Genomic DNA, 23,650 nt, shown 5'->3' on the forward strand with positions numbered 1-23,650 from the left:
TTCATCGCCAGGATCCTGATCCGACGTCCGCCGTGAAGACGATGAGGTCGAATGCGCGGTTGTTGTCCGTCCGACTGCCCCGCCTCCTGCGAACATCCGAGTCGTGTGGTTCACGATCATGCTCACCCCCGGCCGGGCGGCACCAGGAAACTCGGGCGGCAAAGTCAGCCGGCCGAAAGGCCGGCTTCCCGCCCGCGCCGCGTCGAACGTGCCTGTCAGTTGCCGTGGTTCATGCCTGGTTCAGGCAATCCGGCAGCGTGCATCATCGGGCTCCATGGGGAACGAATCGCCGCCGACGCGACTGCTCGCCAGGCCGTCGGCACCGTCGGGACCCGTGCAGGAACCGACCGGGCGGAAGCAGCTGAACGTGGTCGTGTCGGGTACTGAGTCCGATGCGCACACCTGGAACCTGGTCTTCCTGCAGCTCCTGCTCGAGGAATCGGGGCATCACGTCCACAACCTCGGTCCGTGCGTTCCCGCGACGGTCCTCGCGGAGGAGTGCTCACGGCTCCGTCCCGACCTGCTCGTCCTCGGGACCGTCAACGGTCACGGGACGGAGGACGCGTTGACAGCCATCAAGCATCTGCGGGCACCGGGCGCGCCGGCCGGGATGCCTGTCGTCATCGGCGGCAAACTCAGCACCTCCGACCGAGGACGACAGGATGCCGAGCGCCTTCTGTCCGCCGGGTTCGACGCGGTGTACCCCGACAACCCGGGTGCGATCAGAGAATTCACTTCCTTCGTCTGCGCGCTGGCCGCCGGGAGTTCGTGATGGCCCGCGCCGACCGGCCGTCCGCCCCGCCTTCGCCTTCCTTCGGCGCGTACGTCGCGGCTGCACACGCCGCCGGTCGGCTCGTGGTCCAGCCGAGAATGGGACTCAGCGATCCGGCCGGGATGCGGGCCGGGCTGATGGCTACGAAGTCTGCGGCAGCGACGACAGCGGGCACGATCACCGTCGACAGCTACACCCGGCTGGGCCAGCACGAAGCCGCACGGAAGGCGCTGGCGAACGGCGCCCCGCTCAACGGATACCCGATCGTGCTGCGCGGACCGGCGACGACGGAGTCGGTCCTGCGAGGCGTCATGGGCCCGGATTTCCCGGTCCAGGTCCGCCACGGCGCACCCGACCCGCGTGCGATCGTGTCCGCGCTGATCGCCGCCGGGCTCGACGCGACCGAGGGCGGTCCGGTCTCCTACTGTCTGCCGTACAGCAGGACGCCACTCGACGCCTCGATCACGGCGTGGTCAGCAGCCTGCCGGGAGCTTGCCGCAACGACCGGGACCGGTCGAAGGCCGCATCTGGAGACCTTCGGCGGCTGCATGCTCGGCCAGCTGTGTCCGCCGAGCATGCTGGTGGCGCTCAGCGTCCTGGAGGCGTGCTTCTTCCGCCACCACGGCATCACCGATGTCTCGTTGAGCTACGCCCAGCAGACGAGCCCTGACCAGGACATCGAGGCCGTCAACGCTCTGGCGCGCATCGCCGAAGAGCGTCTGGGCGACATCGATCGGCACATAGTGGTGTATGCGTACATGGGCGTCTACCCGCAGACGGCGACCGGTGCGCGCCTGCTGCTGCGTGAGGCGGTCCGGCTGGCGGTGCGGACCGGATCGGCGCGACTCATCGTCAAGACGGCCTCGGAAGCATCGCGGATCCCCACGGTCGCCGAGAACGTCCACGCACTCGAAATCGCCGCGGCCTTCGCCGAGGACCTGCGGCACGACGCGGTGAGCCACGGCGCCGCCGTGCCCGCCGAGGGCACCGTCGAGCGGGAGGCACGGGCCTTGGTGGACGCGGTGCTGGAGCTTGATCCCGATGTCGGCCGGGCACTGCTCACCGCATTCCGTCGCGGATACCTGGACGTCCCGTTCTGCCTGCATCCTGACAACGCCGGGCGTACACGCGCGGCCATCGACTCCGACGGTCGCCTGCGCTGGACCGCTCTGGGCGCCCTTCCGATCAGCGATATCGCCGACATCAACGGTGCTCGCCCCATGCATTCCACGGAACTCATGACCGCACTCACCTATGTGCGGCGCCGATACGACCAGGAATCGCCGCGAGACGCGTCTCGCGGCGATTCTCCGCCGTCATCACGAAATGTGGCTTCATGACTGAGGTTTTCTCGGTGCTCTGATGCGTGCCGACTCACCGCCATGAGATCCGATGTGATCAACATCATACGGGGACCCGCCCCCGCCATCCGGTCGTTGATTACCGAATGAAGTCATCCCTGACAGGGGGATGTCGAGGGGCGGGCGGGTTGACGCCCGGCTCTGCCGACGCCATGTGATCAAGGTCCCACCGAGGGTTGACGCCTGAGGCACAGACAGGAAGCCTTGGTAGCACGCTTGTTCGTGACCAGTTCATTGCGAAGTGACTTACGGGGGCCTGTGAGTACTTCTGATTCTCGATGCTGGATGGATTGCTGCGCGATTTGGTGTCTGCTCGATCTCAGGACTTGGGACCGAGGGTGTGCACGATGAGACAGGGCAACAATCTCGGGGGATTACTCGCCCGGCAACGTATGGATGCGGGTTGGTCCCAGGAGGAACTCGCTGATCGCTCCGGAGTGAGCGTACGAACTGTCCGGAACATAGAGACCGGTGCGGTGCAGTCGCCCCGGAACTCGTCGCTGTCGCTCGTGGTGGCGGCTTTCCAGGAGGCGGGGCTCTTCGAGGCCGAGTATGTGCTTCGGGATTTCACCGACAGGAACGGGACAGAAAGGTCTGCAGCCCTTTCCGGTCGACCGGCAGGGGTGTCGACGTCGAACGGCGTGCGTCCCGGAGACGGTCACGACTGGCTGGTGGGGCGGAAGAACGACATCTCCCGCACGTGCGACAGTCTGCATCGAGGCCGGTGGACCACCTTGGTCGGACCTGGGGGCGTCGGCAAGACGAAGCTGGCGTTCGCCGTCGCGGACCGTGTGCGAAGTCAGTTCGCAGGAGGCGTCTCGATCGTCCGTCTCGGAGAGACGTCCGAGGACCACGACGAGACGGCCATCCGGCACGCGGTCTGCGCGGCCTTGCCGGCCGAGGAATCGCGAGGCGAGGGTTCCGCAGCGATGCGGCGGCTGGTGGTCATCGACAACATCGAACATCTGCAGACGCCCGCGGTCCGGGCGTGCCAGCGGCTGCTGGCGGAGTTTCCCGATCTATGGATCTTGATCACTTCTCGGCATGCCGTGGCCGCAGCCGGGGTGAAGACCGTGGAGGTTCGGCCGCTGTCCGCGGTCGATGCCGAGCAGCTGTTCCTCTACCGCGCGCAGGCCGCATGCTCGGACCTGGACCTGACCGGCCGCGGGTCCGCCGTCACGGAGATCTGCCGCAAGCTGGACGGAATGCCTTTCGCGCTGGAGGTGGCGGCGCTGCGGCTGCGCTCTTTATCGATCGACACATTGCTCGAGGCGCCGGTTCGCCAGATCGTCACCCAGCCGAGCGTTGCCGGCCTTCCTCATCAGCGAACCCTCGTCGAGAGCGTCACCTGGAGCTACGGGATGCTCGGGGAGGAGGAGCGCCGCCTTCTCCACTGGCTGTCCGCGTCCCTCGAAGCCTTCACGATCAAGGATCTCCTCGGCCGTCCGGACCGGGAGGCCGTCGCCGACGACGTGCCGCATCTGGTCGACATCATCTCCGACCTCGTCGATCGATCCATGCTCCAGGTCGGCCGCGGATCGGAGTACCGCTACTCCATGCTGGGGCACATCCGTGAAGTGATCGGCATGCTCCAGTGATGGGGAAGTTCATTCGAGGGAGGCGTCATCCCTTCCTCTCCGGGTTCACCGCGTCGAAGATGAGCACCTTCCGCTCCAGGTCGGCAAGGAACGTCGCCGTGTAGCGGTCCCCGGTGACGGCACGGGTGAAGTCGGCGCTCGTCTGCCACCGGGCGCCGGCCGGCACCTGTGCGCGCAGGCCGCCGGGGAGTTCCGGCTGTCGTGACGTGTCCTGCCAGGCGTAGTCCTTCCGCAGCCGGGCCGCGTCGGCGTCGGTGAGCCGGACGATGCCGGACATCCGCACGTCCGTGGGACCGGGCACCGAAGTCCGGTCGGTGCCGCCGAGCGCTTCGCCCTTCCAGAGCGTGGAGGAGAAGTCTCCGAACTCCGGGAAGCGTGCCCGCACCGGCTCCTCGTCCTGCCGGAGACCGGGGGACGCAGAAGCAGCCGCCGCGGTCGCCCGGGGTGCCTCGCTCCGGGCGGTGTGCACGGACTGTGCCTGCTCGGCGCAGCCGCTCAGCATGAGCGTGACCACGGCCGCGGCCGCCGCGGCGAGGGAGGCGGGACCGTCAGCCAAGGGTGAGCAGCTCCTCGTAGAAGCCACCGAACTGCCGTTCCCGGTCGACGAGATGGATCTCCAGGATCCAGTGGCAGCGGCGTCCGGCCTTGTCGGTGCGCCGCATCGGGGTGTCGTTGGCGGGTGCGATGTACGACTCCACGTCGGCGCCGTCGATCCACTCGTGCGGGAACTCCCCGACCAGGTGCCCGGCGTGCCAGCCGCCGAGTTCCCAGCCGGCGTCGGCGGCCAGCCGCTCGACCTCGGCGTACAGCCGCTTGCCGGTGATGTCGGGATCGCTCTCGAAGAACCGCCTGCCGGCGGCGAAGATCTTCGGCAGGTCGTCCCGCAGCCGGTGCTTGACCGGGTCGTCGCCGAGGACGAAGGTCCGGCCGAAGTCGGCCTCGTACTCCTCGAAGATCGGCCCGAAGTCGGCGAACACGATGTCCTCCGCGCCGATCACCCGGTCCGGCGGGTTCTCGCGGTACGGCATCAGCGTGTTCGGCCCCGAGCGCACGATCCGCTTGTGCCAGTGCCGGGTGGTGCCGAACAGCTCGTTCGCCAGATCCCGGATCCGGTCGCTGACCGCCCGCTCCCCCTCCCCCGGGGCGACGAGGCCGCGCTCCTCGATCTCCGCGAAGAGCCGCTCGGCCTTCGCCTGAGCGTCCAACAGCCGTGCCGCGCGCGTGGGTTCGTCATCCGCCATGGACTCGAAGGTAGGTCGCGAGATCGTTGCGCGGCAACCGGGATTACGGAGCTCCCGTACGAACGCATATACCAGCCATCGCAACCTCTGTGCGGGCTCATGCGAAGCGACAAGGGACTTTCACCTCGCATGTGCGGCACTATGCTCAGCGTATGCGTCCATGAGGAGGAGTAGATCCGTGACAACCTGTTCCGTGCGCCGGGCCCGTCCCACCCGTCGCACCCGCCGCCTGCTGCAGGTGACCGGCGCGAGTGCCGCCGCGCTGCTGGCCCTGAGCGCCTGCTCCTCCTCCGACGACTCCTCGTCCGCCGGATCGGGCTCCTCCGCATCGGCGTCCGTGTCCCCGAAGCTGTCCGGCACGGTCACCGTCTTCGCCGCCGCGTCGCTCAAGGAGAGCTTCGAGAAGCTGGGCCGGCAGTTCGAGCGGGAGCACCCGGGCACGAAGGTGACCTTCAGCTTCGGCGGCAGCGACGCGCTGGCCGCGAGCATCACCGGCGGGGCTCCGGCGGACGTGTTCGCCTCCGCCAGCCCCAAGACGATGAAGATCGTCACCGACGCCGGGGACGCTTCCGGTACGCCCGCCGCCTTCGTCCGCAACCGGCTGGAGATCGCCACCCTGCCGGGCAACCCGGACAAGATCTCCTCCCTGAAGGACCTCACCAAGTCCGGCCTGAAGGTCGTCCTGTGCGACAAGGAGGTGCCGTGCGGCGCCGCCGCGCAGAAGGCCCTCGACGCCGGCGGACTGAAGCTCACGCCGGTGTCGTACGAACAGGACGTCAAGGCCGCCCTGACCAAGGTCGAGCTGAAGGAGGCGGACGCCGCGGTCGTCTACCAGACCGATGTCGAGGCCGCGGGTGACAAGGTGGAGGGCGTGGAGTTCCCCGAGTCCGCCGACGCCGTCAACGACTATCCGATCACCCTGCTCAAGGACGCGCCCAACGCGGAGGCCGCCGAGGCGTTCATCGCGCTGGTGCGGTCCGCGGAGGGCCGGCAGGTCCTGACCGAGGCCGGGTTCCTCAAGCCATGACCCCGCTGGACGAGTCCGGTGCCGCGGCCGACACCCTGAGGGGCGGGCCGCGGCGCCGGCACGGCCGGGCCACGGGGTGGTGCCGCCGGCCGCCGGCCCTGTCGCGTCGGCGCAGCCCCGTGCCCCTGCCGTTGCTCCTGCCGGCACTCGTGGGCCTGGCGTTCCTGATCGTGCCGCTGATCGCCCTGCTCGTCCGCACCCCCTGGCACAGCCTGCCGGACCAGCTGACCAGCCCCGAGGTGTGGCAGGCCCTGCGGCTGTCCCTGCTGTGCGCGACGGCGGCCACCGCGGTGAGCCTGGTGATCGGCGTGCCGCTGGCCTGGCTGCTGGCCCGCGTCGAGTTCCCCGGGCGCGGGCTCGTAAGGGCCCTGGTCACGCTGCCGCTCGTGCTGCCCCCGGTGGTCGGGGGTGTGGCGCTGCTGATGGCGCTCGGCCGGGGCGGGGTCGTCGGGAAGTGGCTGGACGCGTGGTTCGGGGTCACCCTGCCCTTCACCACCGCGGGGGTCGTGGTCGCGGAGGCGTTCGTCGCCATGCCGTTCCTCGTCATCAGCGTCGAGGGCACGCTGCGGGCCGCCGACCCGCGCTACGAGGAGGCCGCGACCACGCTGGGCGCCTCCCGCTTCACCGCGTTCCGCCGGGTCACGCTGCCGCTGATCGCGCCGGGCGTCGCCGCGGGCGCGGTCCTCGCCTGGGCACGGGCGCTCGGCGAGTTCGGCGCGACGATCACCTTCGCGGGCAATTTTCCCGGCCGTACGCAGACCATGCCCCTGTCCGTCTACCTCGCCCTGCAGAGCGACCCGGAGGCGGCCATCGCCCTCAGCCTCGTCCTGCTGACCGTCTCGATCGCGGTCCTCGCGGGGCTGCGCGACCGCTGGATGACTGCCTCATGACCGATATCGACAAGATCGGCGAGATCGGCGAGATCGACAAGGCCGTGCACGACGCCGAGACGGAGGCCGGTGCCGGTGCCGGTGCCGAGGCCGACATCGTCACCGTCACCGACGCCGCCTCACGTTCCGCCGACGAGGGGCTGGATGCCCGTCTCGTGGTCGACCGGGGCCGCTTCCGCCTCGACGTGGAGCTGAAGGCCGCCCCCGGTGACGTCGTCGCGCTGCTCGGCCCCAACGGCGCCGGCAAGACCACGGCACTTCGCGCGCTGGCCGGCCTCGTCCCGCTGACGGACGGCCATCTGCGGCTGGACGGCGCGGAGTTGGACCGTACGCCACCGGAGTCGCGCCCGGTCGGCGTCGTCTTCCAGGACTACCTGCTCTTCCCCCACCTCACCGCCTTGGACAACGTCGCCTTCGGCCCCCGCTGCCACGGCGCCACCAAGAAGGAGGCACGGGCGCGGGCCGCCGAGTGGCTGCGGCGGATGGACCTCGCCGAGCACGCGGACGCCAAGCCCCGTCACCTCTCCGGCGGTCAGGCCCAGCGCGTCGCCCTCGCCCGCGCCCTGGCCACCCACCCGCGGCTGCTGCTCCTCGACGAGCCCCTGGCCGCACTCGACGCGCGCACCCGCCTCGATGTCCGTGCCCAACTCCGGCGTCACCTGGCCGACTTCGAGGCGGTCGCGGTGCTCGTCACGCACGACCCGCTCGACGCCATGGTCCTGGCGGACCGCCTGGTCGTCATCGAGGACGGCCATGTGGTGCAGGAAGGCACACCGGCCCACATCGCCCGCCACCCGCGGACGGACTACATCGCGCATCTCGTGGGCCTGAACCTCTACAAGGGCGAGGCCGAAGGACACACCGTACGACTCGACACGGGCCCCGCGATCACCACCACCGAGGACCTCACCGGACCGGTCTTCGTCACCTTCCCGCCGACCGCGGTGACCCTCTACCGCGACCGTCCGACCGGCGCCAGCGCGCGCAACCTCTGGCGCTGCGAGGTGGCCGGCCTGGAAACCCACGGCGACCAGATCCGCGCGGCCCTCACCGGTGCGTTCCCACTCACCGCCGACCTCACCACGGTCGCCGCCGCCGAACTCGGCCTCCATCCGGGCGCCGGGGTCTGGGCGGCGGTGAAGGCGGCACAGACGCACGCCTATCCGGCCTGACGCACGCGTATCCGGCCGGACGCGGACGGGGCCCGTCAGCCCTCCTTGCTCACCGCCGCGTCGAGGAGCGGCCCCAGCTCCCGCGCGACGGTCGTCAGGGCACGGACGTCACGCTCGGCGCGGGCGATCAGGATGGCCCCTTCCAACGTGCTGATCATGAGCGTGGCGAGGGCGTCGGCCCGTTCCTCGGGCACGCCCATGTCGGCCAGGGCGCGCGCCACCGGGCCGGTCCAGGTGGCGAACGCGGCCGCGGCGGCCTCGCGCGTGGAGGCGGTGGACCCCGCCCAGTCCACGGTGGCGGCCGCCACCGGGCAGCCGCCCGCGAACCCTGCGGCCTCGTACTCGTCGGTCCACTGCCGCACCATCCGGTCGAACAGCCCGCTGGGCGTCGGCTCGGGCAGCGCGGCGAGGAAGCGGGCGACGCGGTTGCCCGCGTAGCGTCCCGCCCAGCCCACCGCCTCGTTGACCAGCTGTTCCTTGCCGCCGGGGAAGTAGTGCTGGAGCGAACCGCGCGGCGCGCCGGCGTGGGCGGCGACCTCGCGCATCCCGGTGGAGGCGACCCCGTCGCGCCGGATGAGCTGAGCCGCGCTGAAGACCATCCGCTCGCGCGGCCCTCGTTCGGACACCGCCATCCCCTCTTCCCTTGTCGTGAACGTTGCGGCCTCGTCAGCGTTCCGGCCTGGAATCCACCCTATGACCGCCGTCATAGCGGCGACTACTATGACCGCTGTCATAGTCGGTCCGGCGGCTCGGAAGCGGTGGTGGTGCCCCATGTCCACGGGTTCAGCGGTGCCTCAGGTCTGTGGGTTCATCGGCCTCGGGGTCATGGGGCAGCCGATGGCGCTCAACCTCGCCCGCGCCGGGACGCCGCTCGTCGTGTGGAACCGCACTCCCGGCCGCTGCGCGCCCGTGCGCGCCGCCGGAGCCGAGGTCGCGGCGAGCGCCGCCGAGGTCTTCGACCGGGCCGGCACCGTGATCCTCATGCTGGCCGACGAGGCCGCCGTCGATGCGGTGCTGGGGCGCGGCACCCCGGACTTCGCCGTGCGGGTCGCCGGTCACACGGTCGTCCACATGGGCACGACCTCGGCCGAGTACTCGAACGGCCTCCAGGACGACGTCCGGGCGGCGGGCGGGAGGTACGTCGAGGCCCCGGTCTCCGGCTCCCGCGTTCCGGCCGAGCGGGGCGAACTGGTGGGGATGCTGGCGGGCGACGACGCCGCCGTGGCGGCCGTACGGCCGCTGCTCGCGCCCCTGTGCCGGGAGACGTTCGGCTGTGGTCCGGTGCCGGGCGCGCTGCTGATGAAGTTCTCGGTGAACCTGTTCCTGATCACTCTGGTCACCGGGCTGACCGAGGCGTTCCACTTCGCCGGCCGGCACGGACTCGACCAGCACCTGCTCCGGGACGTCCTGGACGCGGGCCCGATGGCCAGCGCCGTCTCCCGCGCCAAGGGATCCAAGCTGCTGGCCCGCGACTTCGGCGTCCAGGCGGCCGCCGGGGACGTGCTGAAGAACAACCGGCTGATCGCCGAGGCCGCCCGCAAGGCCGGTGTGGCCTCCCCGGTCCTCGACGTCTGCCACACCCTCTTCCAGGAGACCGTGGCACACGGTCACGGCGGCGAGGACATGGTTGCCGTGCTGCGGGCGCTGGAGGCCCGGACCGACGGCGATCCGGAGGAGCGTGCATGAGCCGGACGATCGGCAGCGCCCCTGCCGGTCGGAAAGGGGGAGGGGCGCGCACCGTCCGAGTCATGCGGTAGGGGGCTCCGTCACGCCTTCGACAGAGTGATGTCCTCCTTCATCAGCGCGTGGAAGCGGGGCAGGGGCAGGATGCCGACGGGGTGGAGTTCCACGATGGTGGCCTCGACGTCCGCCTTGCCGTGCTTGAGGGTGGTCGGGGAGGGCCTGCTCGTGTTCTCCCAGCGGTGCAGCTTGCCGTCGCACACGGCAGGGGTGCCGCCGATGGAGTACCGGTAGTTCTCGGACGGCTGCCCGATGGAGGAGCTCACGTACACCGGACCCACGTTGTCGACGCAGCGGTAGGTGCCGGACAGGGTGACGGTGCCGTCCGCGGCCATGGTGCCCACGGAGTCGATGGTCACGGTCTCCTTCGGGTCGGCGAGCGCCGTGGAGTCGGCGGGGGCCGAGGGTGCGGCGACCAGCAGGAGCAGGGCGGCGCAGGCAGCGGTGGCGAGAGCGGGGCGCAGGGGCATGGGATGACCTCCCGAGTGAGCGGAGTGGGGCCTTCCACTCGTACCCGGCGGGTGTGCCCGCGGACGTGACCGTCACCCACTCGGTGGCGAGTCCGCTTCGACCTTCGTGGATCGGTCAGCGTGTTGTCCGCGTGTTGTCACGGTTCACGACCGGCCGTTCCGATGCCCGCGGCGGAGCCGCATATCGACACTGCGAGGCGGGAGCATGGTCTACCCATATGGACGAACCACACGGCTCGTCCACCCGATATGGAGGTGCGCCATGTGTTCCCACCAGCCTTCGTGCCCTTCCTCCGACAGCCACGCCCCCCCATGTGGTCTCCGCACACCCCGAGCAGGGCTGGAGCCTGCTCTGCGACGGCGCGATCGTCTTCGACGACAGCGGTGAGCTGCTGCCCGACGGCCGCGTCGTCGCGCCGCACCGGGTGCCGGCCGAGCGGCTCGCGATGGCCGCGTGAGCGGGACCCGCGCATGAGCGGGAGCTACGGCAGCACGGCGAATCCGTCGAGCTCCACCAGCGCCTGTTCGTCCCAGAGGCGTACGACTTCGACGACCGCCATCGCGGGGTAGTCACGCCCCGCCGACCGCCGCCAGACGCGGCCGAGTTCAGCCGCCTGGGCGCGGTACGCGGCGACGTCGGTGGCGTAGACGGTGACGCGGGCGAGGTGGGCGGGGGTTCCTCCGGCTGCGGCGAGTGCGGCCAGCAGATTGGTCAGGGCCCGTTCGAACTGCTCGGGCAGGGTGTCGCCGGTGACCTTGCCGTCCGTGTCGAGGGCGGTCTGGCCGGCCAGGAAGACGATCCGTGAGCCGGTGGCGACGACCGCGTGGGAGAAGCCGGTGGGCGGGGACAGGTCGGGCGGGTTGACGCGCTCGGTGCTCACTGGCCGGCCTCCATGGTCGCGTACAACTCCTTGGCGATGATGCCGCGTTGGACCTCACTGGCGCCCTCGTAGACGCGCGGGGCGCGGACCTCGCGGTAGAGGTGTTCGAGCAGGTGACCGCGGCGCAGGGCACGGGCACCGTGCAGCTGGACCGCCGTGTCGACCACGTACTGCGCGGTCTCGGTGGCGAGCAGTTTCGCCATCGCGGCGCGCTTCGGGACGTCCGGGGCGCCTTCGTCGTACGCCGTCGCCGCCGCGTACACCATGAGACGGGCCGCCTCCGTGCGCAGGGCCATCTCGGCGACCTGGTGCGCGACCGCCTGGAGGTCCTTCAACTTGCCGCCGAACGCGTCCCGTTCGGCCGTGTGGGCGAGGGTGGCGTCCAGGGCCGCCCGGGCCATACCGACGGCGAAGGCGCCGACGCTGGGCCGGAAGAGGTTGAGGGTGCCCATCGCGACCCGGAAGCCGCGGTCGGGCTCGCCGAGCACGTCGTCGGCGGTGACGGGGACGCCGTCGAAGACGAGGGTGCCGATGGGGTGCGGGGACAGCATGTCGAGGCCCGCTCCGGTAAGGCCCGGGCGGTCGGCCGGGACCAGGAACGCGGTGATACCCCGTGCGCCGGCGCCGGGGGTGGTGCGGGCGAAGACGGTGTAGAAGTCGGCCTCGGGGGCGTTGGAGATCCAGCACTTCTCACCGGTGAGCCGCCAGCGGGTGGGGCCGTCGGGCGTGGCGTGCAGCGTCTGCCGGGTGCTGGTGGTTGGCCGGCTGCGGGCCGGTGGGGGCTTGTCGCGCCCCGCGGCGGAGCCGCTGGTCGACACTGCCCCGCGCCCCTTCAGGGGCGCGTCAGTGCCCCCTGTTTCGACAGCTCCAAGCCCGCCGCTCCGAGGCCGCTCCGGTTCCGCCCGAAGTTCCAGCGCCGCCGCGTCCGACCCGGCCCCCGGTTCACTCAGCGCGAAAGCCGCGACCGCGCTCCCGTCGGCCACCCTGGGCAGCCAGCGCTCCCGCTGGGCCGGGGTGCCGGACGCGTGGACCGGATGGGCGCCCAAGCCCTGCAACGCGAGTGCGGTCTCCGCCTCCGTGCAGGCGTACGCGAGGGATTCGCGCATCAGGCAGAGATCGACGGCGCCGGAGGTGAACAGCCGCTCCAGCAACCCCAGTCGACCGAGCTCGGCGAGCAGCGGGCGGTTCACATGCCCCGGTTCACCCTTCTCCGCGAGCGGGCGCAGGCGTTCGGCGGCCAGGGTGCGCAGCTCGGCACACCAGGCGGTTTGCGGCGGATCGAGTGAGAATGCGGGCATTGCCGACCTCCCGGCGGAGCCGTCCGCGACGGACGCTCCCGACGACCTGCTCGACGGACCTCTTCGCCCGACCTCTCCGACGATATCGCGCACCATTGACTGTCGTCACCAACACGATACGCTCCCTGTGCGAGCCCACCACCACGCCCAGCAGCACGACGCCCACAAGGCAGCCCACACGGCAAGGGGGCGAACCGCCATGGCCGGTCTGCACCGCTCCGCCCACGTCGACAGCTTCGCCCGCGAGCATCTGCCACCGCCCGACCAGTGGCCCGAGCTCCGCTTCGACCTGCCGGGGCTGCGCTACCCCGAACGGCTCAACGCCGCCGCCGAACTGCTCGCCGGCCCCGACGACGAGCGGCCCGTGTTCCACACACCGTCCGGAACCACATGGACGTACGGCACACTGCGCGCCCGCGTCGACCGGCTCGCACATGTGCTCACCGACCACCTCGGCGTCGTCCCGGGCAACCGGGTGCTGCTGCGCGGCCCGACCACGCCCTGGCTGGCCGCCTGCTGGCTGGCGGTACTGAAGGCGGGCGCGGTGGCCGTCACCGTGCTGGCCCAGCAGCGCCCGCACGAGCTGCGGACCATGTGCGAGATCGCCCGGGTGCGGCACGCGCTGTGCGACGTCCGCGCCGTGGACGACCTCACCAAGGCCGAGATACCCGGGCTGCGCATCACCACGTACGGCGGTGACGCCCCCGACGACCTGCTGCGCCGCCCGGCGCCCGACGCGCCGTATCCCGCCGCCGACACCGCGGCCGACGACGTCGCCCTCATCGCCTTCACCTCCGGCACCACCGGACGGCCCAAGGGCTGTATGCACTTCCACCGGGATGTGCTCGCGATAGCGGACACCTTCTCGGAACATGTGCTGCGCCCCCGTGTGGGCGACGTCTTCGCCGGCAGTCCCCCGCTCGGGTTCACCTTCGGACTGGGCGGGCTCGTCATCTTCCCGATGCGGGCCGGCGCCAGCGCCCTGCTGCTCGAACAGGCCGGACCCAAGCAGCTGCTGCCCGCGATCGCCGCACACCGGGTGTCCGTGCTGTTCACCGCGCCGACGGCCTACCGCACGATGCTCGACGAACTCGACTCGCACGACATCACCTCCCTGCGCCGCTGCGTCTCCGCGGGCGAGAACCTGCCCGCCGCCACCTGGCAGGCCTGGCACGAGCGGACCGGGCTGCGCATCATCAACGGCATCGGCGCCACCGAGCTGCTGCACATCTTCATCTCCGCGGCCGACGAGCACATCAGGCCGGGCACGACGGGAGTGCCGGTGCCGGGGTGGCACGCGCGCGTGGTCGACGAGGAGGGCCGGGAGAGGCCCGACGGGGAGCCGGGGCTGTTGGCCGTGCGCGGGCCGGTCGGCTGCCGCTATCTCGCCGATCCCCGCCAGCGCGAGTACGTGCGCGACGGCTGGAACGTCACCGGCGACACCTACGTCCGGGAGAGTGACGGCTACTTCCGCTATGTCGCCCGCGCGGACGACATGATCATCTCGGCCGGTTACAACATCGCGGGCCCGGAGGTCGAGGAGGCGCTGCTGCGCCACCCGGACGTACTGGAGACAGCGGTGGTGGGGCGGCCCGACGAGGCGCGCGGGCAGGTCGTGGTGGCATACGCGGTGCTCAGGGAGGGTGCGCGACGGGACGCGGAGGCGCTGCGCTCGTTCGTCAAGGCGGAGCTGGCGCCGTACAAGTGCCCGCGTGAGATCGTCTTCCTGGACGCGCTGCCGCGCACCGCGACCGGCAAGCTCCAGCGGTTCCGGCTGCGCGACGGTGGTGACCCGCAGGGTGACCAGCAGTGATCCGTACGACCTAAGATGATCAACGTGTCCGACCAGCATGCACCACGGTCTCTCATCGTCACGCTCTACGGCGCCTACGGCCGCCACATGCCCGGCCCGGTGCCGGTCGCCGAGCTGATCAGACTGCTGGCCGCGGTCGGCGTGGACGCCCCGTCGGTCCGTTCGTCGGTGTCCCGGCTGAAGCGGCGCGGGCTGCTGCTTCCGGCCCGTACGGCACAGGGCGCGGCGGGGTACGAACTGTCACCGGACGCCCGCCAGTTGCTCGACGACGGCGACCGGCGCATCTACACGACCGCGCCGCCCGAGGACGAGGGCTGGGTGCTCGCGGTGTTCTCGGTGCCGGAGTCGGAGCGGCAGAAGCGGCATGTGCTGCGCTCCCGGCTGGCCGGACTCGGCTTCGGCACGGCGGCTCCCGGTGTGTGGATCGCGCCGGCGCGGCTCTACGAGGAGGCCCGGCACACCCTGCAGCGGCTGCGGCTGGACGAGTACGTCGACTTCTTCCGCGGCGAGCACCTGGGCTTCGCGGCGACCGCGGAGGCCGTCGCCCGCTGGTGGGACCTGGCCGCGATCGCCAAGGAGCACGAGGAGTTCCTCGACCGGCACGCGCGCGTACTGCAGGACTGGGAGCGCCGGAAGGACACTCCGCCCGAGGAGGCGTACCGCGACTACCTCCTCGCCCTCGACTCCTGGCGCCACCTCCCGTACACCGACCCCGGCCTGCCCGCCCGGCTGCTGCCCGAGGACTGGCCGGGCGCGCGCTCGGCGGCCGTCTTCCGGGAACTGCACGCACGCCTGCGGGACGCGGGGGCCGTGTTCGTGGGCCTGTGACCGGGCGCACCGAGGACCACTCACCCCATCCTCAGCCGAGCGTCAGGCGGGGCTTGGGGGCGTCCGTGCGGCCGGTCTGCGGGCGGCGACTGCCCGCCCGGTACGGCGCCGGCCAGACGACGCCCGGCCCCTGGTAGCCCTGCTCGGCCGCCGCGTGCAGCGTCCAGTGGGGGTCGTAGAGATGGGGGCGGGCGAGGGCGCACAGGTCCGTACGGCCCGCAAGGATCAGGGAGTTGACGTCGTCCCAGGAGGAGATCGCACCGACGGCGATCACCGGCAGGCCGGCGGTGTGCCGGATCCGGTCGGCGTACGGCGTCTGGTACGACCGCCCGAACTCCGGCTGCTCGTCGGCCACGACCTGCCCGGTCGACACGTCGATCGCGTCGGCGCCGTGGGCTGCGAAGGCGCGGGCGATCTCGACGGCATCTTCGGCTCTGGTGCCGCCCTCGGCCCAGTCGGTGGCGGAGATCCGGACGGTCATGGGCCGCTCCTCGGGCCATACGCCGCGTACGGCGTCGAAGACCTCCAGCGGGAAGCGGAGCCGTCGGTCGAGGGAGCCGCCGTAGGCGTCCGTGCGGAGGTTGGTGAGCGGTGAGAGGAAGCTGGAGAGCAGGTAGCCGTGCGCGCAGTGCAGTTCGAGGAGGTCGAAGCCGGCGCGGGTGGCCCGCCAGGCCGCGGCCGTGAACTGTTCGCGGATGTCGGTGAGCTGGGCGCGGGTGAGCTCGCGCGGGGTCTGGCTGTACGGCTTGTACGGGATCGGGGACGGGGCCACGAGCGGCCAGTTGCCGTCGTCCAGGGGCTCGTCGATGCCCTCCCACATCAGCTTCGTCGAGCCCTTGCGTCCGCTGTGGCCGAGCTGCACGCCGATCGCGGTGCCGGGTGCCTGGGTGTGCACGAACCGGACGATCCGCTTCCAGGCCTCGGCCTGCCTGCCCGTGTAGAGGCCCGCGCAGCCGGGGGTGATCCGCCCCTCCGGGCTGACGCACACCATCTCGGTCATGACCAGGCCGGCGCCGCCGAGGGCGCGGGCGCCGAGGTGGACGAGGTGGAAGTCGCCGGGCACTCCGTCGGTGGCCGAGTACATGTCCATCGGGGACACGACGACGCGGTTGCGCAGGGTGAGGCCGCGCAGGCGGAACGGGGTGAACATCGGGGGCGTGCCGGGCGGGCAGCCGAAGGCTCGCTCCACGGCCTCGGTGAAGTGGGCGTCGCGCAGGCGCAGGTTGTCGTGGGTGACGCGGCGGCTGCGGGTGAGCAGGTTGAAGGCGAACTGGCGGGGCGGCTGGTCGAGGTAGAGACCGAGGTTCTCGAACCACTCCAGGCTGGCGCGGGCGGCACGCTGCGTGGAGGCGACGACCGGCTTGCGCTCTTCCTCGTACGCCCGCAACGCGCCCCCGAGGTCCGGCCGTTCCTCCAGGCAGGCGGCGAGGGCGAGGGCGTCCTCGACGGCGAGCTTGGTGCCGGAGCCGATGGAGAAGTGGGCGGTGTGGGCGGCGTCGCCGAGCAGGACGATGTTGTCGTGCGACCAGCGTTCGTTGACGACCGTGCGGAAGGTGGTCCAGGCCGACTTGTTGGACTTCAGGGGCCGTCCGCGGAGCGCTTCCGCGAAGATCTTGGCGCAGCGCTCGACCGACTCCTGCGGGGCGACTTCGTCGAACCCGGCCGCGTGCCACACCTCCTCGCGCATCTCGATGATGACGGTGGAGGCGTCGGCCGCGTAGGGGTAGCCGTGCAGTTGCATCACGCCGTGCTCGGTCTCGGCGATCTCGAAGCGGAAGGCGTCGAAGGCGAAGTCGGCGGCCAGCCAGATGTAGCGGCAGTGGTGTTCGGCCACATGGGGGCGGAACACATGGGCGTAGGCCTCGCGGGTGGTGCTGTGCACACCGTCGGCCGCGATGACGAGGTCGTATGTCTCGGCGAGCCAGGCGGGGTACGGGGCTTCGGAGCGGAAGCGGAGTTCTACGCCGAGGGTGTGGCAGCGGTCGTGGAGGATTTCCAGGAGGCGTTTCCTGCCGAGTGCGGCAAAGCCGTGTCCTCCGGAGGTCTGGCGGGTGCTTCGGTGGACGATGTCGATGTCGTCCCAGCGGGTGAAGTGGTCTTGGAGCGCCGCGTAGACGACTGGGTCGGCGTGTTCGATGCCGCCGAGGGTTTCGTCGGAGAGGACCACTCCGAAGCCGAAGGTGTCGTCGGGGGCGTTGCGTTCCCAGACGGTTACTTCGCGGGACGGGTCGAGGCGTTTCAGCAACGCTGCTGCGTAGAGGCCGCCGGGGCCGCCGCCGATGATTGCGACGCGTAGGGGGTGGCTGGTCATCGTCGGCGGCTGCGGGTTTGTGGGGGCTGGTCGCGCCCGCGCGGCGGTAGCCGCAGATTCAACCCCGCCCCGCGCCCCTGAGGTCGGCCCCATCACCGTCCCCTCCATTTGGGAGGGCGCTTCTCCGTGAAGGCCGCGTGGAACTCCGCGTAGTCCTCGCCGTTCATCAGGAGGGCCTGCGTCGCGGCGTCCATTTCCACCGCCGCCGCCAGTGGCATGTCCAGCTCGGCCGTCAGCAGGGCCTTCGTCTGGGCGTACGCCAGGGCCGGGCCGTCGGCCAGGCGGCGGGCGAGTGCTCCCGCGGCCTCATCCGCCCTCCCCTCGTCCGTCAGCTCGCTGATCAGGCCGATGCGCTCCGCCTCCGGAGCGCGCACCGGCTCGCCCAGCATCAGCAGGCGGGTGGCGTGGCCGAGGCCCACGACCCTCGGCAGGAGATAGGCCGCGCCCATGTCACCGCCCGACAGGCCGACGCGCGTGAAGAGGAAGGCGAAACGGGCGGTGGGGTCGGCGATCCGGAAGTCGGCCGCGAGGGCCAGGACCGCCCCTGCCCCCGCCGCCACCCCGTGCACGGCCGCGATGACCGGGAACGGGCACTCGCGTACGGCTCGCACGACCTGCCCGGTCATCCGGTTGAAGTCGAGGAGCTGGGCGGTGTCCATGGCCAGGGTCGCGCCGATGATCTCGTCGACGTCACCGCCGGAGCAGAAGCCGCGCCCCTCGCCGGCCAGCACCAGGGCCCGTACCGCCTTCTCCCGGGACAGTTCGGCCAGCAGATCGCGCAGGTCGGCGTAGGCGCCGAAGGTGAGCGCGTTGAGTTTCTCGGGGCGGGCGAGGGTGACGGTGGCGACCCCGTCGGTGTGCTCGACCCGCAGATGCTTCCACTCGGAGGTGCGGGCGGCGGAGCCGGTGAAGGGACTCATGACGTGCGGCCTCCTCGGGCGGACGGCGGGCACCGGTGCACTGAGCTCTCCCCTTCGAGCTCTACCTTCGAAGCTATCACCCAACTTTGACTGTCGTCACGAGCACGCAATAAGCCATCCGGGTGTGACCATGTGATCCGGCCCCGTCACATCCGTCACGGCTCGTCGACACCCGCGTAACGGCGGGATCAGCCGCGCGAGGCCGGCCGTTCATCCGGGTAAGCCGCTCAGCAGTCGGGGCCGAAGGTCCCGAACGGTGCCCGCCGGACGTCGCTGCGGGGTGGCGCCGTACCATTCATAAGGTTGAAAGCAGGACAGCCTGCTCATGAACGGACCCGCCTTGCACGATCGCTCCGCCGCCTCCGCCTCCTGGCGCATCGCACTGCCGCACACCGCCGCGGCCGTGCCCGTCGCACGGGCGCTGATCCGTACGGCGCTGGCCGAGCTGGAGCACGCCGCCGACAGCGACACCGCGGAGCTGCTCACGGCGGAACTGGTCGCGAACGCCGTGGAGCACACCGCGGGCGACGGCCCCATAGAGCTGGTGGTGGAGCTGCTGCCGTCCGGCTGCCAGGTGGAGGTCCACGACCCGGACCCGGCACCGCCGGGCAACCTCACCCGACCGGCCGAGGGTGAGCCGGATCCTTGGCAGGAGCACGGACGGGGCCTGCTCCTGATCCGCGCCTTGAGCTCGTCCTGCGGCCACCGTCCGACGGACTCGGGCAAGGCGGTCTGGTTCCGCCTGCCGACCGTACCGGCTCAACGCCGCCCGCTGTGATGCCCTAAGGGGCGCGGGGCTGTTTTGAATTTGCGGCTACCGCCGCGTGGGCGCGACCAGCCACACACGACCAGCAGCCGGCAGCCGACTTACACCCCTACGGCGCTCCTCCGGACTCAAGCCAACGTGGCCACCAGCACGGCCTTGATCGTGTGCATCCGATTCTCCGCCTCGTCGAAGACCACCGAGTGCTCCGACTCGAACACCTCGTCGGTCACCTCCAGCGACTCCAGACCATGGCTCTCAAAAATCTCGCGCCCCACCTTCGTGCCGAGGTCATGGAAAGCCGGCAGACAGTGCAGAAACTTGACGTCCGGATTCCCCGTGGCACGCAGCACGTCCATCGTCACGGCGTAAGAGCCGAGCGCGGCGATCCGCTCGTCCCAGACCTCCTTCGGCTCCCCCATGGAGACCCACACGTCGGTGGCGACGAAGTCCGCGCCCGCCACGCCCTCCTCGACCGCCTCCGTGAGGGTGATCCGCGCCCCGCTGGTCTCGGCGAGCTCCCGGGCCCGGTCGACGATCTCCTGGGCGGGCCAGTAGGTCTTCGGGGCGACGATCCGTACGTCCATGCCGAGCAGCGCGCCGGTCACCAGGTAGGAGTTGCCCATGTTGAAGCGGGCGTCGCCCAGGTAGGCGAAGGCGATCTCCTTGAGCGGCTTGCGGCTGTGCTCGGTCATCGTCAGCACGTCGGCCAGCATCTGGGTGGGGTGCCAGTCGTCGGTCAGGCCGTTGTAGACGGGCACGCCCGCGTACTGCGCCAGCTCCTCCACCTTCTGCTGGCTGTCCCCGCGGTACTCGATCCCGTCGTACATCCGCCCGAGCACGCGCGCGGTGTCCTTCACGGACTCCTTGTGCCCGATCTGCGAGCCCGAGGGGTCCAGGTAGGTCGTCGAGGCGCCCTGGTCGGCGGCCGCGACCTCGAACGCGCAGCGCGTACGCGTCGAGGTCTTCGCGAAGATCAGCGCGATGTTCTTGCCCCGCAGGTACTGCGTCTCGGTCCCGGCCTTCTTGGCGGCCTTCAGTTCGGCGGCCAGCTCGACCAGCCCGCGGAACTCCTGCTCGGTGAAGTCGAGCTCCTTGAGGAAGTGGCGGCCGGCGAGGGCGGTCGGGACAGTCGCCATGGGGGCGCTCCAGAGGTACGGGAACAGGGACTATGGAAGTCTATACGACGTTCAGCATTTCTATACGGCCACCCGTTCGACCGGGGACGGCTCAGCTCCGCCGCCCGTTCGACCCCGGACGGCCTCACCTCCCTACACGGCCTCCCGTTCGACCGGACAGCTCATGCACCGCGGCCCGCCCCTCCCCCGCCCCAGCTCGCTGCCCGGAATCTCGATCACCTCGATGCCCTGCTTGCGCAGGTGCGTGTTGGTGGTGGAGTTCCGCTCGTAGGCGATGACGACACCGGGTTCGACGGCCAGCACGTTGCAGCCGTCGTCCCACTGCTCGCGCTCGGCCGCGTGGACGTCCTGGGTCGCGGTCAGCACGCGGATCTCGCTCAGCCCGAGGGCGGCGGCGATCGCGCGGTGCATGTGCTCCGGCGGATGGTCGGTGACCTTCAGCTCCTTGTCGCCGGCGCCCGGTTCGATGGTGTACGAACGGAGCATGCCGAGCCCGGCGTACTGGGTGAAGACGTCGCCGTCGACCATCGTCATCACGGTGTCCAGATGCATCAGGGCACGTCGCTTGGGCATGTCGAGGGCCACGATCGTCTGCGCCGACCCGGCGGCGAACAGCTTGTGGGCGAGCATCTCGACGGCCTGGGGGGTGGTCCGCTCGCTCATGCCGATCAGCACCGCCCCGTTGCCGATGACCAGGACGTCGCCGCCCTCGATGGTGGAGGGGTAGTCCGCCTGGCCCTCGGACCAGAAGTGGAACGTTTCGTCGCGGAACAGCGGATGGTGCCGGTAGATCGCCTCGAAGTGCACGGTCTCGCGCTGCCGGGCCGGCCAGCGCATCGCGTTGACGGAGACGCCGTCATAGATCCAGGCGGAGGTGTCCCGGGTGAAGAGGTGGTTGGGCAGGGGCGCGAGGAGGAAGTCGTCGAGCTCCATGACATGGAAGCGCACGGAGGTCGGCTCGGGGTGCGCCTCCAGGAACTCCCGCTTGGTCATGCCGCCGACGAGGGCCTCGGCCAGCTCACGCGCGGGCAGGCCCTCGAAGGCGGCACGGAGGTGGTCGGTGGCGAGCACCCCGTACTCCTTCTCGTCGAAGACCCGGTCCAGGACGAGCTTCCTGGCCGCCGGGATCTCCAGGGCCTCGGTGAGCAGGTCGCCGAAGAGGTGGACGGCGACACCACGGTCGCGCAGCACATCGGCGAACCCGTCGTGCTCGGCGCGCGCCCGGCGCACCCACAGCACGTCGTCGAAGAGCAGCGCGTCCTTGTTGCTGGGGGTGAGCCTCTTGAGCTCGAGATCCGGCCGGTGCAGGATGACGCGGCGCAGCCGCCCGGCCTCGGAGTCGACATGGAATGCCATGTCTCCATCCTGACCATCGGGAGCCGCGTTCACCCCCTACTTGCCCCCCTCTTGTTTTCGTCCCCTTGACGACAAGCAGGCCTCACCATTATCGTCTACATGACGAAAAAGAGGGGGTTCCATGGCCGACATCACCCGGCGCCTCGGCTGGCGCCATCTGCGCGGCGCGCCCACGGCCCACATCCGCCACCACCGCGGCGGAAAGCTGCTGCACGACGGCCCCGGGCTCAGCTTCTGGTTCCGGGCGCTGACCGCCGCGCTCTCCGAAGTCCCGGTCGACGACCGGGAGTTGGCGATGACCTTCCATGCCCGTACGTCCGACTTCCAGGACGTGGCCGTCCAGGCGACGGTCACCTACCGGATCAGCGACCCGGCGGTCGCCGCGACCCGCCTGGACTTCTCCATCGACCCGGACACGGGCGCGTGGCGGGGCACCCCGCTGGAGCAGCTGGGGACGCTCCTGACGGAAACGGCCCAGCAGCACGCCCTGGACGTCCTGGCCCGTACGCCGCTGTCCGCGGCCCTGGTCGACGGAGTCGCGGCGGTGCGCGAGCGGGTCGCGGCGGGCCTGGCCGCCGAGCCCCGCCTCCCGGCGACCGGCATCGAGGTCGTGGCCGTACGCGTCGTGGCGCTGCGCCCGGAACCGGAGGTGGAGCGGGCGCTGCGCACCCCGGCGCGCGAGCAGATCCAGCAGGAGGCGGACCGGGCGACGTACGAGCGGCGTGCGGTGGCCGTCGAGCGGGAGCGGACCATCGCCGAGAACGAACTCGCCAGTCAGATCGAACTCGCCCGCCGCGAGGAGCAGTTGGTGGACCAGCGGGGGACGAACGCGCGGCGGGAGGCGGAGGAGCACGCGGCGGCCGACGCGGTCAGGGCCGAGGCGGAGGCGGCACGGACCGTACGGCTCGCCGAGGCCGAGGCCACCCGTTCCGTACGGCTGGCCCGGGCGGAGGCCGAGGGGGCCCGTGAGGTCGGTGAAGCGCGGGCGCAGGCGCAGGCGGCCTGGCTGCGGGTGCACGCGGAGGTGGACGTGGCCACCCTGCACGCCCTCACCGGGACACGGCTGGCGGAGAACCTGCCGAGGATCGACAGCGTGACGGTGTCGCCGGACGTGCTGACGGGGTTGCTCGCCAGGCTCGGCACCCAGGAGCAGGCGTGAGCCTCGCTCCCCGGGTCGTCCTCGTCCATCGCACCACGGAGTACGAGGAGCTGGTGGCCCGGCACGGCACGCACGGCCAGGCCGCCTTCTTCCTCTCCTCCCGCGGCAGGGACATCGAGGAGGTCGCCGAACGCCACCGTCGTGCCCGCCGGGCGCTCGCGGAAGTCGCCTCGGCCGTGCCGATGACATGGCGTCAGGCGCAGGTCGAGCGAGCCGACCTGGACCGCTTCCTGTTCGCGCCGGAGGACCTCGTGGTCGTCGTCGGCCAGGACGGACTGGTCGCGAACGTGGCCAAGTACCTCACCGGCCAGCCGGTGCTGGGCATCGACACCGACCCCGGCCGCAACCCGGGCGTCCTGGTGCGCCACCGCCCCGAAGACGCCGGAAAGTTGTTCGTGTCCACGCAATCCGGAAAGGGCGACGTCGACGAACTCACCATGGTCGAGGCCGTCGCCGACGACACCCAGCGGCTCGTCGCACTGAACGAGATCTATCTGGGCGCCGTCGGACACCAGACGGCCCGTTATCGCCTGGGCCTCGAGGACGACGGGGGTGTCGTCGAGGCCCAGGCCTCGTCCGGGGTGCTGGTCGGCACCGGGACGGGGGCGACCGGATGGATCCGGTCGGTGTGGCAGGAACGGGGCACGCACCTGCGGTTGCCCGCCCCGACGGAGGACCGCCTGCTGTGGTACGTCCGCGAGGCCTGGCCGTCCCCGGCCACCGGTACGTCACTGGTGGCCGGGGAACTCGCCGCCGCGAGCCGTCTCCACCTCACCGTCGAGTCCGAGCGGCTCGTCGCCTTCGGGGACGGGATGGAGACGGACGCGGTGGAACTGACCTGGGGCCAGACGGTCCGGGTGGGCGTGTGCCGGGAGCGGCTCCGCCTGGTCGGCTGAGCCCGAGGTCCCGGA

Annotated in this window: 22 protein-coding genes and 1 pseudogene; 13 read left to right on the top strand and 10 right to left on the bottom strand. The window is 71.0% G+C overall.

Annotated features, from left to right (window positions below; translation table 11 throughout):
* Positions 1–103: 103 nt before the first annotated feature.
* From ACIBU0_RS13475 to ACIBU0_RS13485, 3 genes are all read left to right on the top strand, one after another.
* Positions 104–772, top strand: coding sequence for a cobalamin B12-binding domain-containing protein (locus ACIBU0_RS13475; protein WP_398816348.1), 669 nt, complete (start codon positions 104–106; stop codon positions 770–772).
* Positions 772–2,112: a methylaspartate mutase gene (locus tag ACIBU0_RS13480; RefSeq protein WP_398816351.1), complete on the top strand. Its 1,341-nt coding sequence runs from the start codon at positions 772–774 to the stop codon at positions 2,110–2,112. The genes ACIBU0_RS13475 and ACIBU0_RS13480 overlap by 1 nt, the downstream gene beginning before the upstream one ends.
* A 368-nt stretch (positions 2,113–2,480) precedes the next feature.
* On the top strand, positions 2,481–3,731 hold the full coding sequence (locus tag ACIBU0_RS13485; protein WP_398816353.1) for an ATP-binding protein: 1,251 nt from the start codon (positions 2,481–2,483) through the stop codon (positions 3,729–3,731).
* Positions 3,732–3,756: 25 nt separating this feature from the next.
* On the opposite strand, the gene ACIBU0_RS13490 is transcribed toward ACIBU0_RS13485, so the two are convergent.
* Positions 3,757–4,287, bottom strand: coding sequence for a hypothetical protein (locus tag ACIBU0_RS13490; RefSeq protein WP_398816355.1), 531 nt, complete (start codon positions 4,285–4,287; stop codon positions 3,757–3,759).
* Positions 4,280–4,972, bottom strand: coding sequence for a M24 family metallopeptidase (locus tag ACIBU0_RS13495; RefSeq protein WP_398816358.1), 693 nt, complete (start codon positions 4,970–4,972; stop codon positions 4,280–4,282). The genes ACIBU0_RS13490 and ACIBU0_RS13495 overlap by 8 nt, the downstream gene beginning before the upstream one ends.
* Before the next feature lie 178 nt (positions 4,973–5,150).
* On the opposite strand from ACIBU0_RS13495, the gene modA reads away from it, so the two are divergent.
* The 3 genes from modA to ACIBU0_RS13510 are packed head-to-tail and all read left to right on the top strand — an operon-like array spanning position 5,151 to position 8,061.
* Complete coding sequence (gene modA / locus ACIBU0_RS13500) at positions 5,151–5,999, top strand: molybdate ABC transporter substrate-binding protein (protein WP_398816361.1); 849 nt, start codon at positions 5,151–5,153, stop codon at positions 5,997–5,999.
* Positions 5,996–6,889: an ABC transporter permease gene (locus ACIBU0_RS13505; protein WP_398816364.1), complete on the top strand. Its 894-nt coding sequence runs from the start codon at positions 5,996–5,998 to the stop codon at positions 6,887–6,889. The genes modA and ACIBU0_RS13505 overlap by 4 nt, the downstream gene beginning before the upstream one ends.
* Entirely contained in the window at positions 6,886–8,061 is a 1,176-nt protein-coding gene (locus ACIBU0_RS13510; RefSeq protein ID WP_398816367.1) for an ABC transporter ATP-binding protein, read from the top strand. Before ACIBU0_RS13505 ends, ACIBU0_RS13510 begins: the two co-directional genes overlap by 4 nt.
* Positions 8,062–8,096: 35 nt before the next feature.
* Here ACIBU0_RS13510 and ACIBU0_RS13515 read toward each other — a convergent pair whose 3' ends face one another.
* Positions 8,097–8,693, bottom strand: coding sequence for a TetR/AcrR family transcriptional regulator (locus ACIBU0_RS13515; RefSeq protein WP_398816370.1), 597 nt, complete (start codon positions 8,691–8,693; stop codon positions 8,097–8,099).
* Between the two features lie 139 nt (positions 8,694–8,832).
* On the opposite strand from ACIBU0_RS13515, the gene ACIBU0_RS13520 reads away from it, so the two are divergent.
* Entirely contained in the window at positions 8,833–9,747 is a 915-nt protein-coding gene (locus tag ACIBU0_RS13520) for an NAD(P)-dependent oxidoreductase (protein WP_398816373.1), read from the top strand.
* 80 nt (positions 9,748–9,827) lie between these two features.
* Here the strand turns inward: ACIBU0_RS13520 and ACIBU0_RS13525 are convergent, their stop codons facing one another.
* Positions 9,828–10,271, bottom strand: a complete 444-nt coding sequence (locus tag ACIBU0_RS13525) for a DUF6299 family protein (RefSeq protein ID WP_398816376.1) — start codon at positions 10,269–10,271, stop codon at positions 9,828–9,830.
* Positions 10,272–10,533: 262 nt separating this feature from the next.
* Between ACIBU0_RS13525 and ACIBU0_RS13530 the strand changes: the two are divergent.
* A pseudogene (locus ACIBU0_RS13530) lies at positions 10,534–10,729 on the top strand (DUF5999 family protein).
* A 24-nt stretch (positions 10,730–10,753) separates the two neighbouring features.
* On the opposite strand, the gene ACIBU0_RS13535 reads toward ACIBU0_RS13530, so the two are convergent.
* Both ACIBU0_RS13535 and ACIBU0_RS13540 read right to left on the bottom strand, forming a co-directional pair.
* Complete coding sequence (locus ACIBU0_RS13535) at positions 10,754–11,152, bottom strand: RidA family protein (protein WP_398816379.1); 399 nt, start codon at positions 11,150–11,152, stop codon at positions 10,754–10,756.
* A complete protein-coding gene (locus ACIBU0_RS13540) occupies positions 11,149–12,450 on the bottom strand; it encodes an acyl-CoA dehydrogenase family protein (RefSeq protein ID WP_398816382.1) in 1,302 nt (433 codons plus the stop codon). The genes ACIBU0_RS13535 and ACIBU0_RS13540 overlap by 4 nt, the downstream gene beginning before the upstream one ends.
* 199 nt (positions 12,451–12,649) lie before the next feature.
* Between ACIBU0_RS13540 and ACIBU0_RS13545 the strand changes: the two genes are divergently transcribed.
* Together ACIBU0_RS13545 and ACIBU0_RS13550 are read left to right on the top strand one after the other, a co-directional pair.
* A complete protein-coding gene (locus ACIBU0_RS13545) occupies positions 12,650–14,263 on the top strand; it encodes an AMP-binding protein (protein ID WP_398816385.1) in 1,614 nt (537 codons plus the stop codon).
* Positions 14,264–14,278: 15 nt separating this feature from the next.
* Complete coding sequence (locus ACIBU0_RS13550) at positions 14,279–15,091, top strand: PaaX family transcriptional regulator C-terminal domain-containing protein (protein ID WP_398816388.1); 813 nt, start codon at positions 14,279–14,281, stop codon at positions 15,089–15,091.
* Between the two features lie 31 nt (positions 15,092–15,122).
* On the opposite strand, the gene ACIBU0_RS13555 is transcribed toward ACIBU0_RS13550, so the two are convergent.
* Positions 15,123–17,495, bottom strand: a complete 2,373-nt coding sequence (locus ACIBU0_RS13555; protein WP_398816391.1) for a bifunctional salicylyl-CoA 5-hydroxylase/oxidoreductase — start codon at positions 17,493–17,495, stop codon at positions 15,123–15,125.
* On the bottom strand, positions 17,495–18,322 hold the full coding sequence (locus ACIBU0_RS13560) for an enoyl-CoA hydratase family protein (protein ID WP_398816394.1): 828 nt from the start codon (positions 18,320–18,322) through the stop codon (positions 17,495–17,497). The genes ACIBU0_RS13555 and ACIBU0_RS13560 overlap by 1 nt, the downstream gene beginning before the upstream one ends.
* A gap of 325 nt (positions 18,323–18,647) precedes the next feature.
* On the opposite strand from ACIBU0_RS13560, the gene ACIBU0_RS13565 reads away from it, so the two are divergent.
* Positions 18,648–19,100, top strand: coding sequence for an ATP-binding protein (locus ACIBU0_RS13565; protein WP_398816397.1), 453 nt, complete (start codon positions 18,648–18,650; stop codon positions 19,098–19,100).
* 116 nt (positions 19,101–19,216) lie between these two features.
* Here ACIBU0_RS13565 and argF read toward each other — a convergent pair whose 3' ends face one another.
* Both argF and ACIBU0_RS13575 read right to left on the bottom strand, forming a co-directional pair.
* Complete coding sequence (argF, locus tag ACIBU0_RS13570; RefSeq protein WP_398816400.1) at positions 19,217–20,224, bottom strand: ornithine carbamoyltransferase; 1,008 nt, start codon at positions 20,222–20,224, stop codon at positions 19,217–19,219.
* Positions 20,225–20,356: 132 nt separating this feature from the next.
* Positions 20,357–21,580 (bottom strand): arginine deiminase, encoded by a 1,224-nt coding sequence (locus ACIBU0_RS13575; RefSeq protein WP_398816403.1) that lies wholly within the window; start codon positions 21,578–21,580, stop codon positions 20,357–20,359.
* Positions 21,581–21,701: 121 nt separating this feature from the next.
* On the opposite strand from ACIBU0_RS13575, the gene ACIBU0_RS13580 reads away from it, so the two are divergent.
* Together ACIBU0_RS13580 and ACIBU0_RS13585 are read left to right on the top strand one after the other, a co-directional pair.
* Positions 21,702–22,739: an SPFH domain-containing protein gene (locus ACIBU0_RS13580; protein ID WP_398816406.1), complete on the top strand. Its 1,038-nt coding sequence runs from the start codon at positions 21,702–21,704 to the stop codon at positions 22,737–22,739.
* Positions 22,736–23,635 carry a hypothetical protein gene (locus ACIBU0_RS13585; protein ID WP_398816409.1) on the top strand — a complete coding sequence of 300 codons (900 nt, stop codon included), beginning with the start codon at positions 22,736–22,738 and terminating at the stop codon, positions 23,633–23,635. The genes ACIBU0_RS13580 and ACIBU0_RS13585 overlap by 4 nt, the downstream gene beginning before the upstream one ends.
* Positions 23,636–23,650 lie beyond the last annotated feature (15 nt).

The sequence above is a fragment of the Streptomyces sp. NPDC049627 genome, from assembly GCF_044465645.1.
Taxonomy (GTDB): Bacteria; Actinomycetota; Actinomycetes; order Streptomycetales; family Streptomycetaceae; genus Streptomyces.

Coding starts and splice junctions, on each gene's coding strand:
- ACIBU0_RS13480 (WP_398816351.1), top strand. CDS start 772: ATGGCCCGCGCCGACCGGCCGTCCGCCCCGCCTTCGCCTTCCTTCGGC.
- ACIBU0_RS13485 (WP_398816353.1), top strand. CDS start 2,481: ATGAGACAGGGCAACAATCTCGGGGGATTACTCGCCCGGCAACGTATG.
- ACIBU0_RS13545 (WP_398816385.1), top strand. CDS start 12,650: ATGGCCGGTCTGCACCGCTCCGCCCACGTCGACAGCTTCGCCCGCGAG.
- ACIBU0_RS13565 (WP_398816397.1), top strand. CDS start 18,648: ATGAACGGACCCGCCTTGCACGATCGCTCCGCCGCCTCCGCCTCCTGG.
- ACIBU0_RS13555 (WP_398816391.1), bottom strand. CDS start 17,495: ATGGGGCCGACCTCAGGGGCGCGGGGCGGGGTTGAATCTGCGGCTACC.
- ACIBU0_RS13525 (WP_398816376.1), bottom strand. CDS start 10,271: ATGCCCCTGCGCCCCGCTCTCGCCACCGCTGCCTGCGCCGCCCTGCTC.
- argF (WP_398816400.1), bottom strand. CDS start 20,224: ATGGCGACTGTCCCGACCGCCCTCGCCGGCCGCCACTTCCTCAAGGAG.
- ACIBU0_RS13560 (WP_398816394.1), bottom strand. CDS start 18,322: ATGAGTCCCTTCACCGGCTCCGCCGCCCGCACCTCCGAGTGGAAGCAT.
- ACIBU0_RS13505 (WP_398816364.1), top strand. CDS start 5,996: ATGACCCCGCTGGACGAGTCCGGTGCCGCGGCCGACACCCTGAGGGGC.
- ACIBU0_RS13515 (WP_398816370.1), bottom strand. CDS start 8,693: ATGGCGGTGTCCGAACGAGGGCCGCGCGAGCGGATGGTCTTCAGCGCG.
- ACIBU0_RS13495 (WP_398816358.1), bottom strand. CDS start 4,972: ATGGCGGATGACGAACCCACGCGCGCGGCACGGCTGTTGGACGCTCAG.
- ACIBU0_RS13520 (WP_398816373.1), top strand. CDS start 8,833: ATGTCCACGGGTTCAGCGGTGCCTCAGGTCTGTGGGTTCATCGGCCTC.
- ACIBU0_RS13580 (WP_398816406.1), top strand. CDS start 21,702: ATGGCCGACATCACCCGGCGCCTCGGCTGGCGCCATCTGCGCGGCGCG.
- ACIBU0_RS13575 (WP_398816403.1), bottom strand. CDS start 21,580: ATGGCATTCCATGTCGACTCCGAGGCCGGGCGGCTGCGCCGCGTCATC.
- ACIBU0_RS13510 (WP_398816367.1), top strand. CDS start 6,886: ATGACCGATATCGACAAGATCGGCGAGATCGGCGAGATCGACAAGGCC.
- ACIBU0_RS13540 (WP_398816382.1), bottom strand. CDS start 12,450: ATGCCCGCATTCTCACTCGATCCGCCGCAAACCGCCTGGTGTGCCGAG.
- ACIBU0_RS13550 (WP_398816388.1), top strand. CDS start 14,279: ATGATCAACGTGTCCGACCAGCATGCACCACGGTCTCTCATCGTCACG.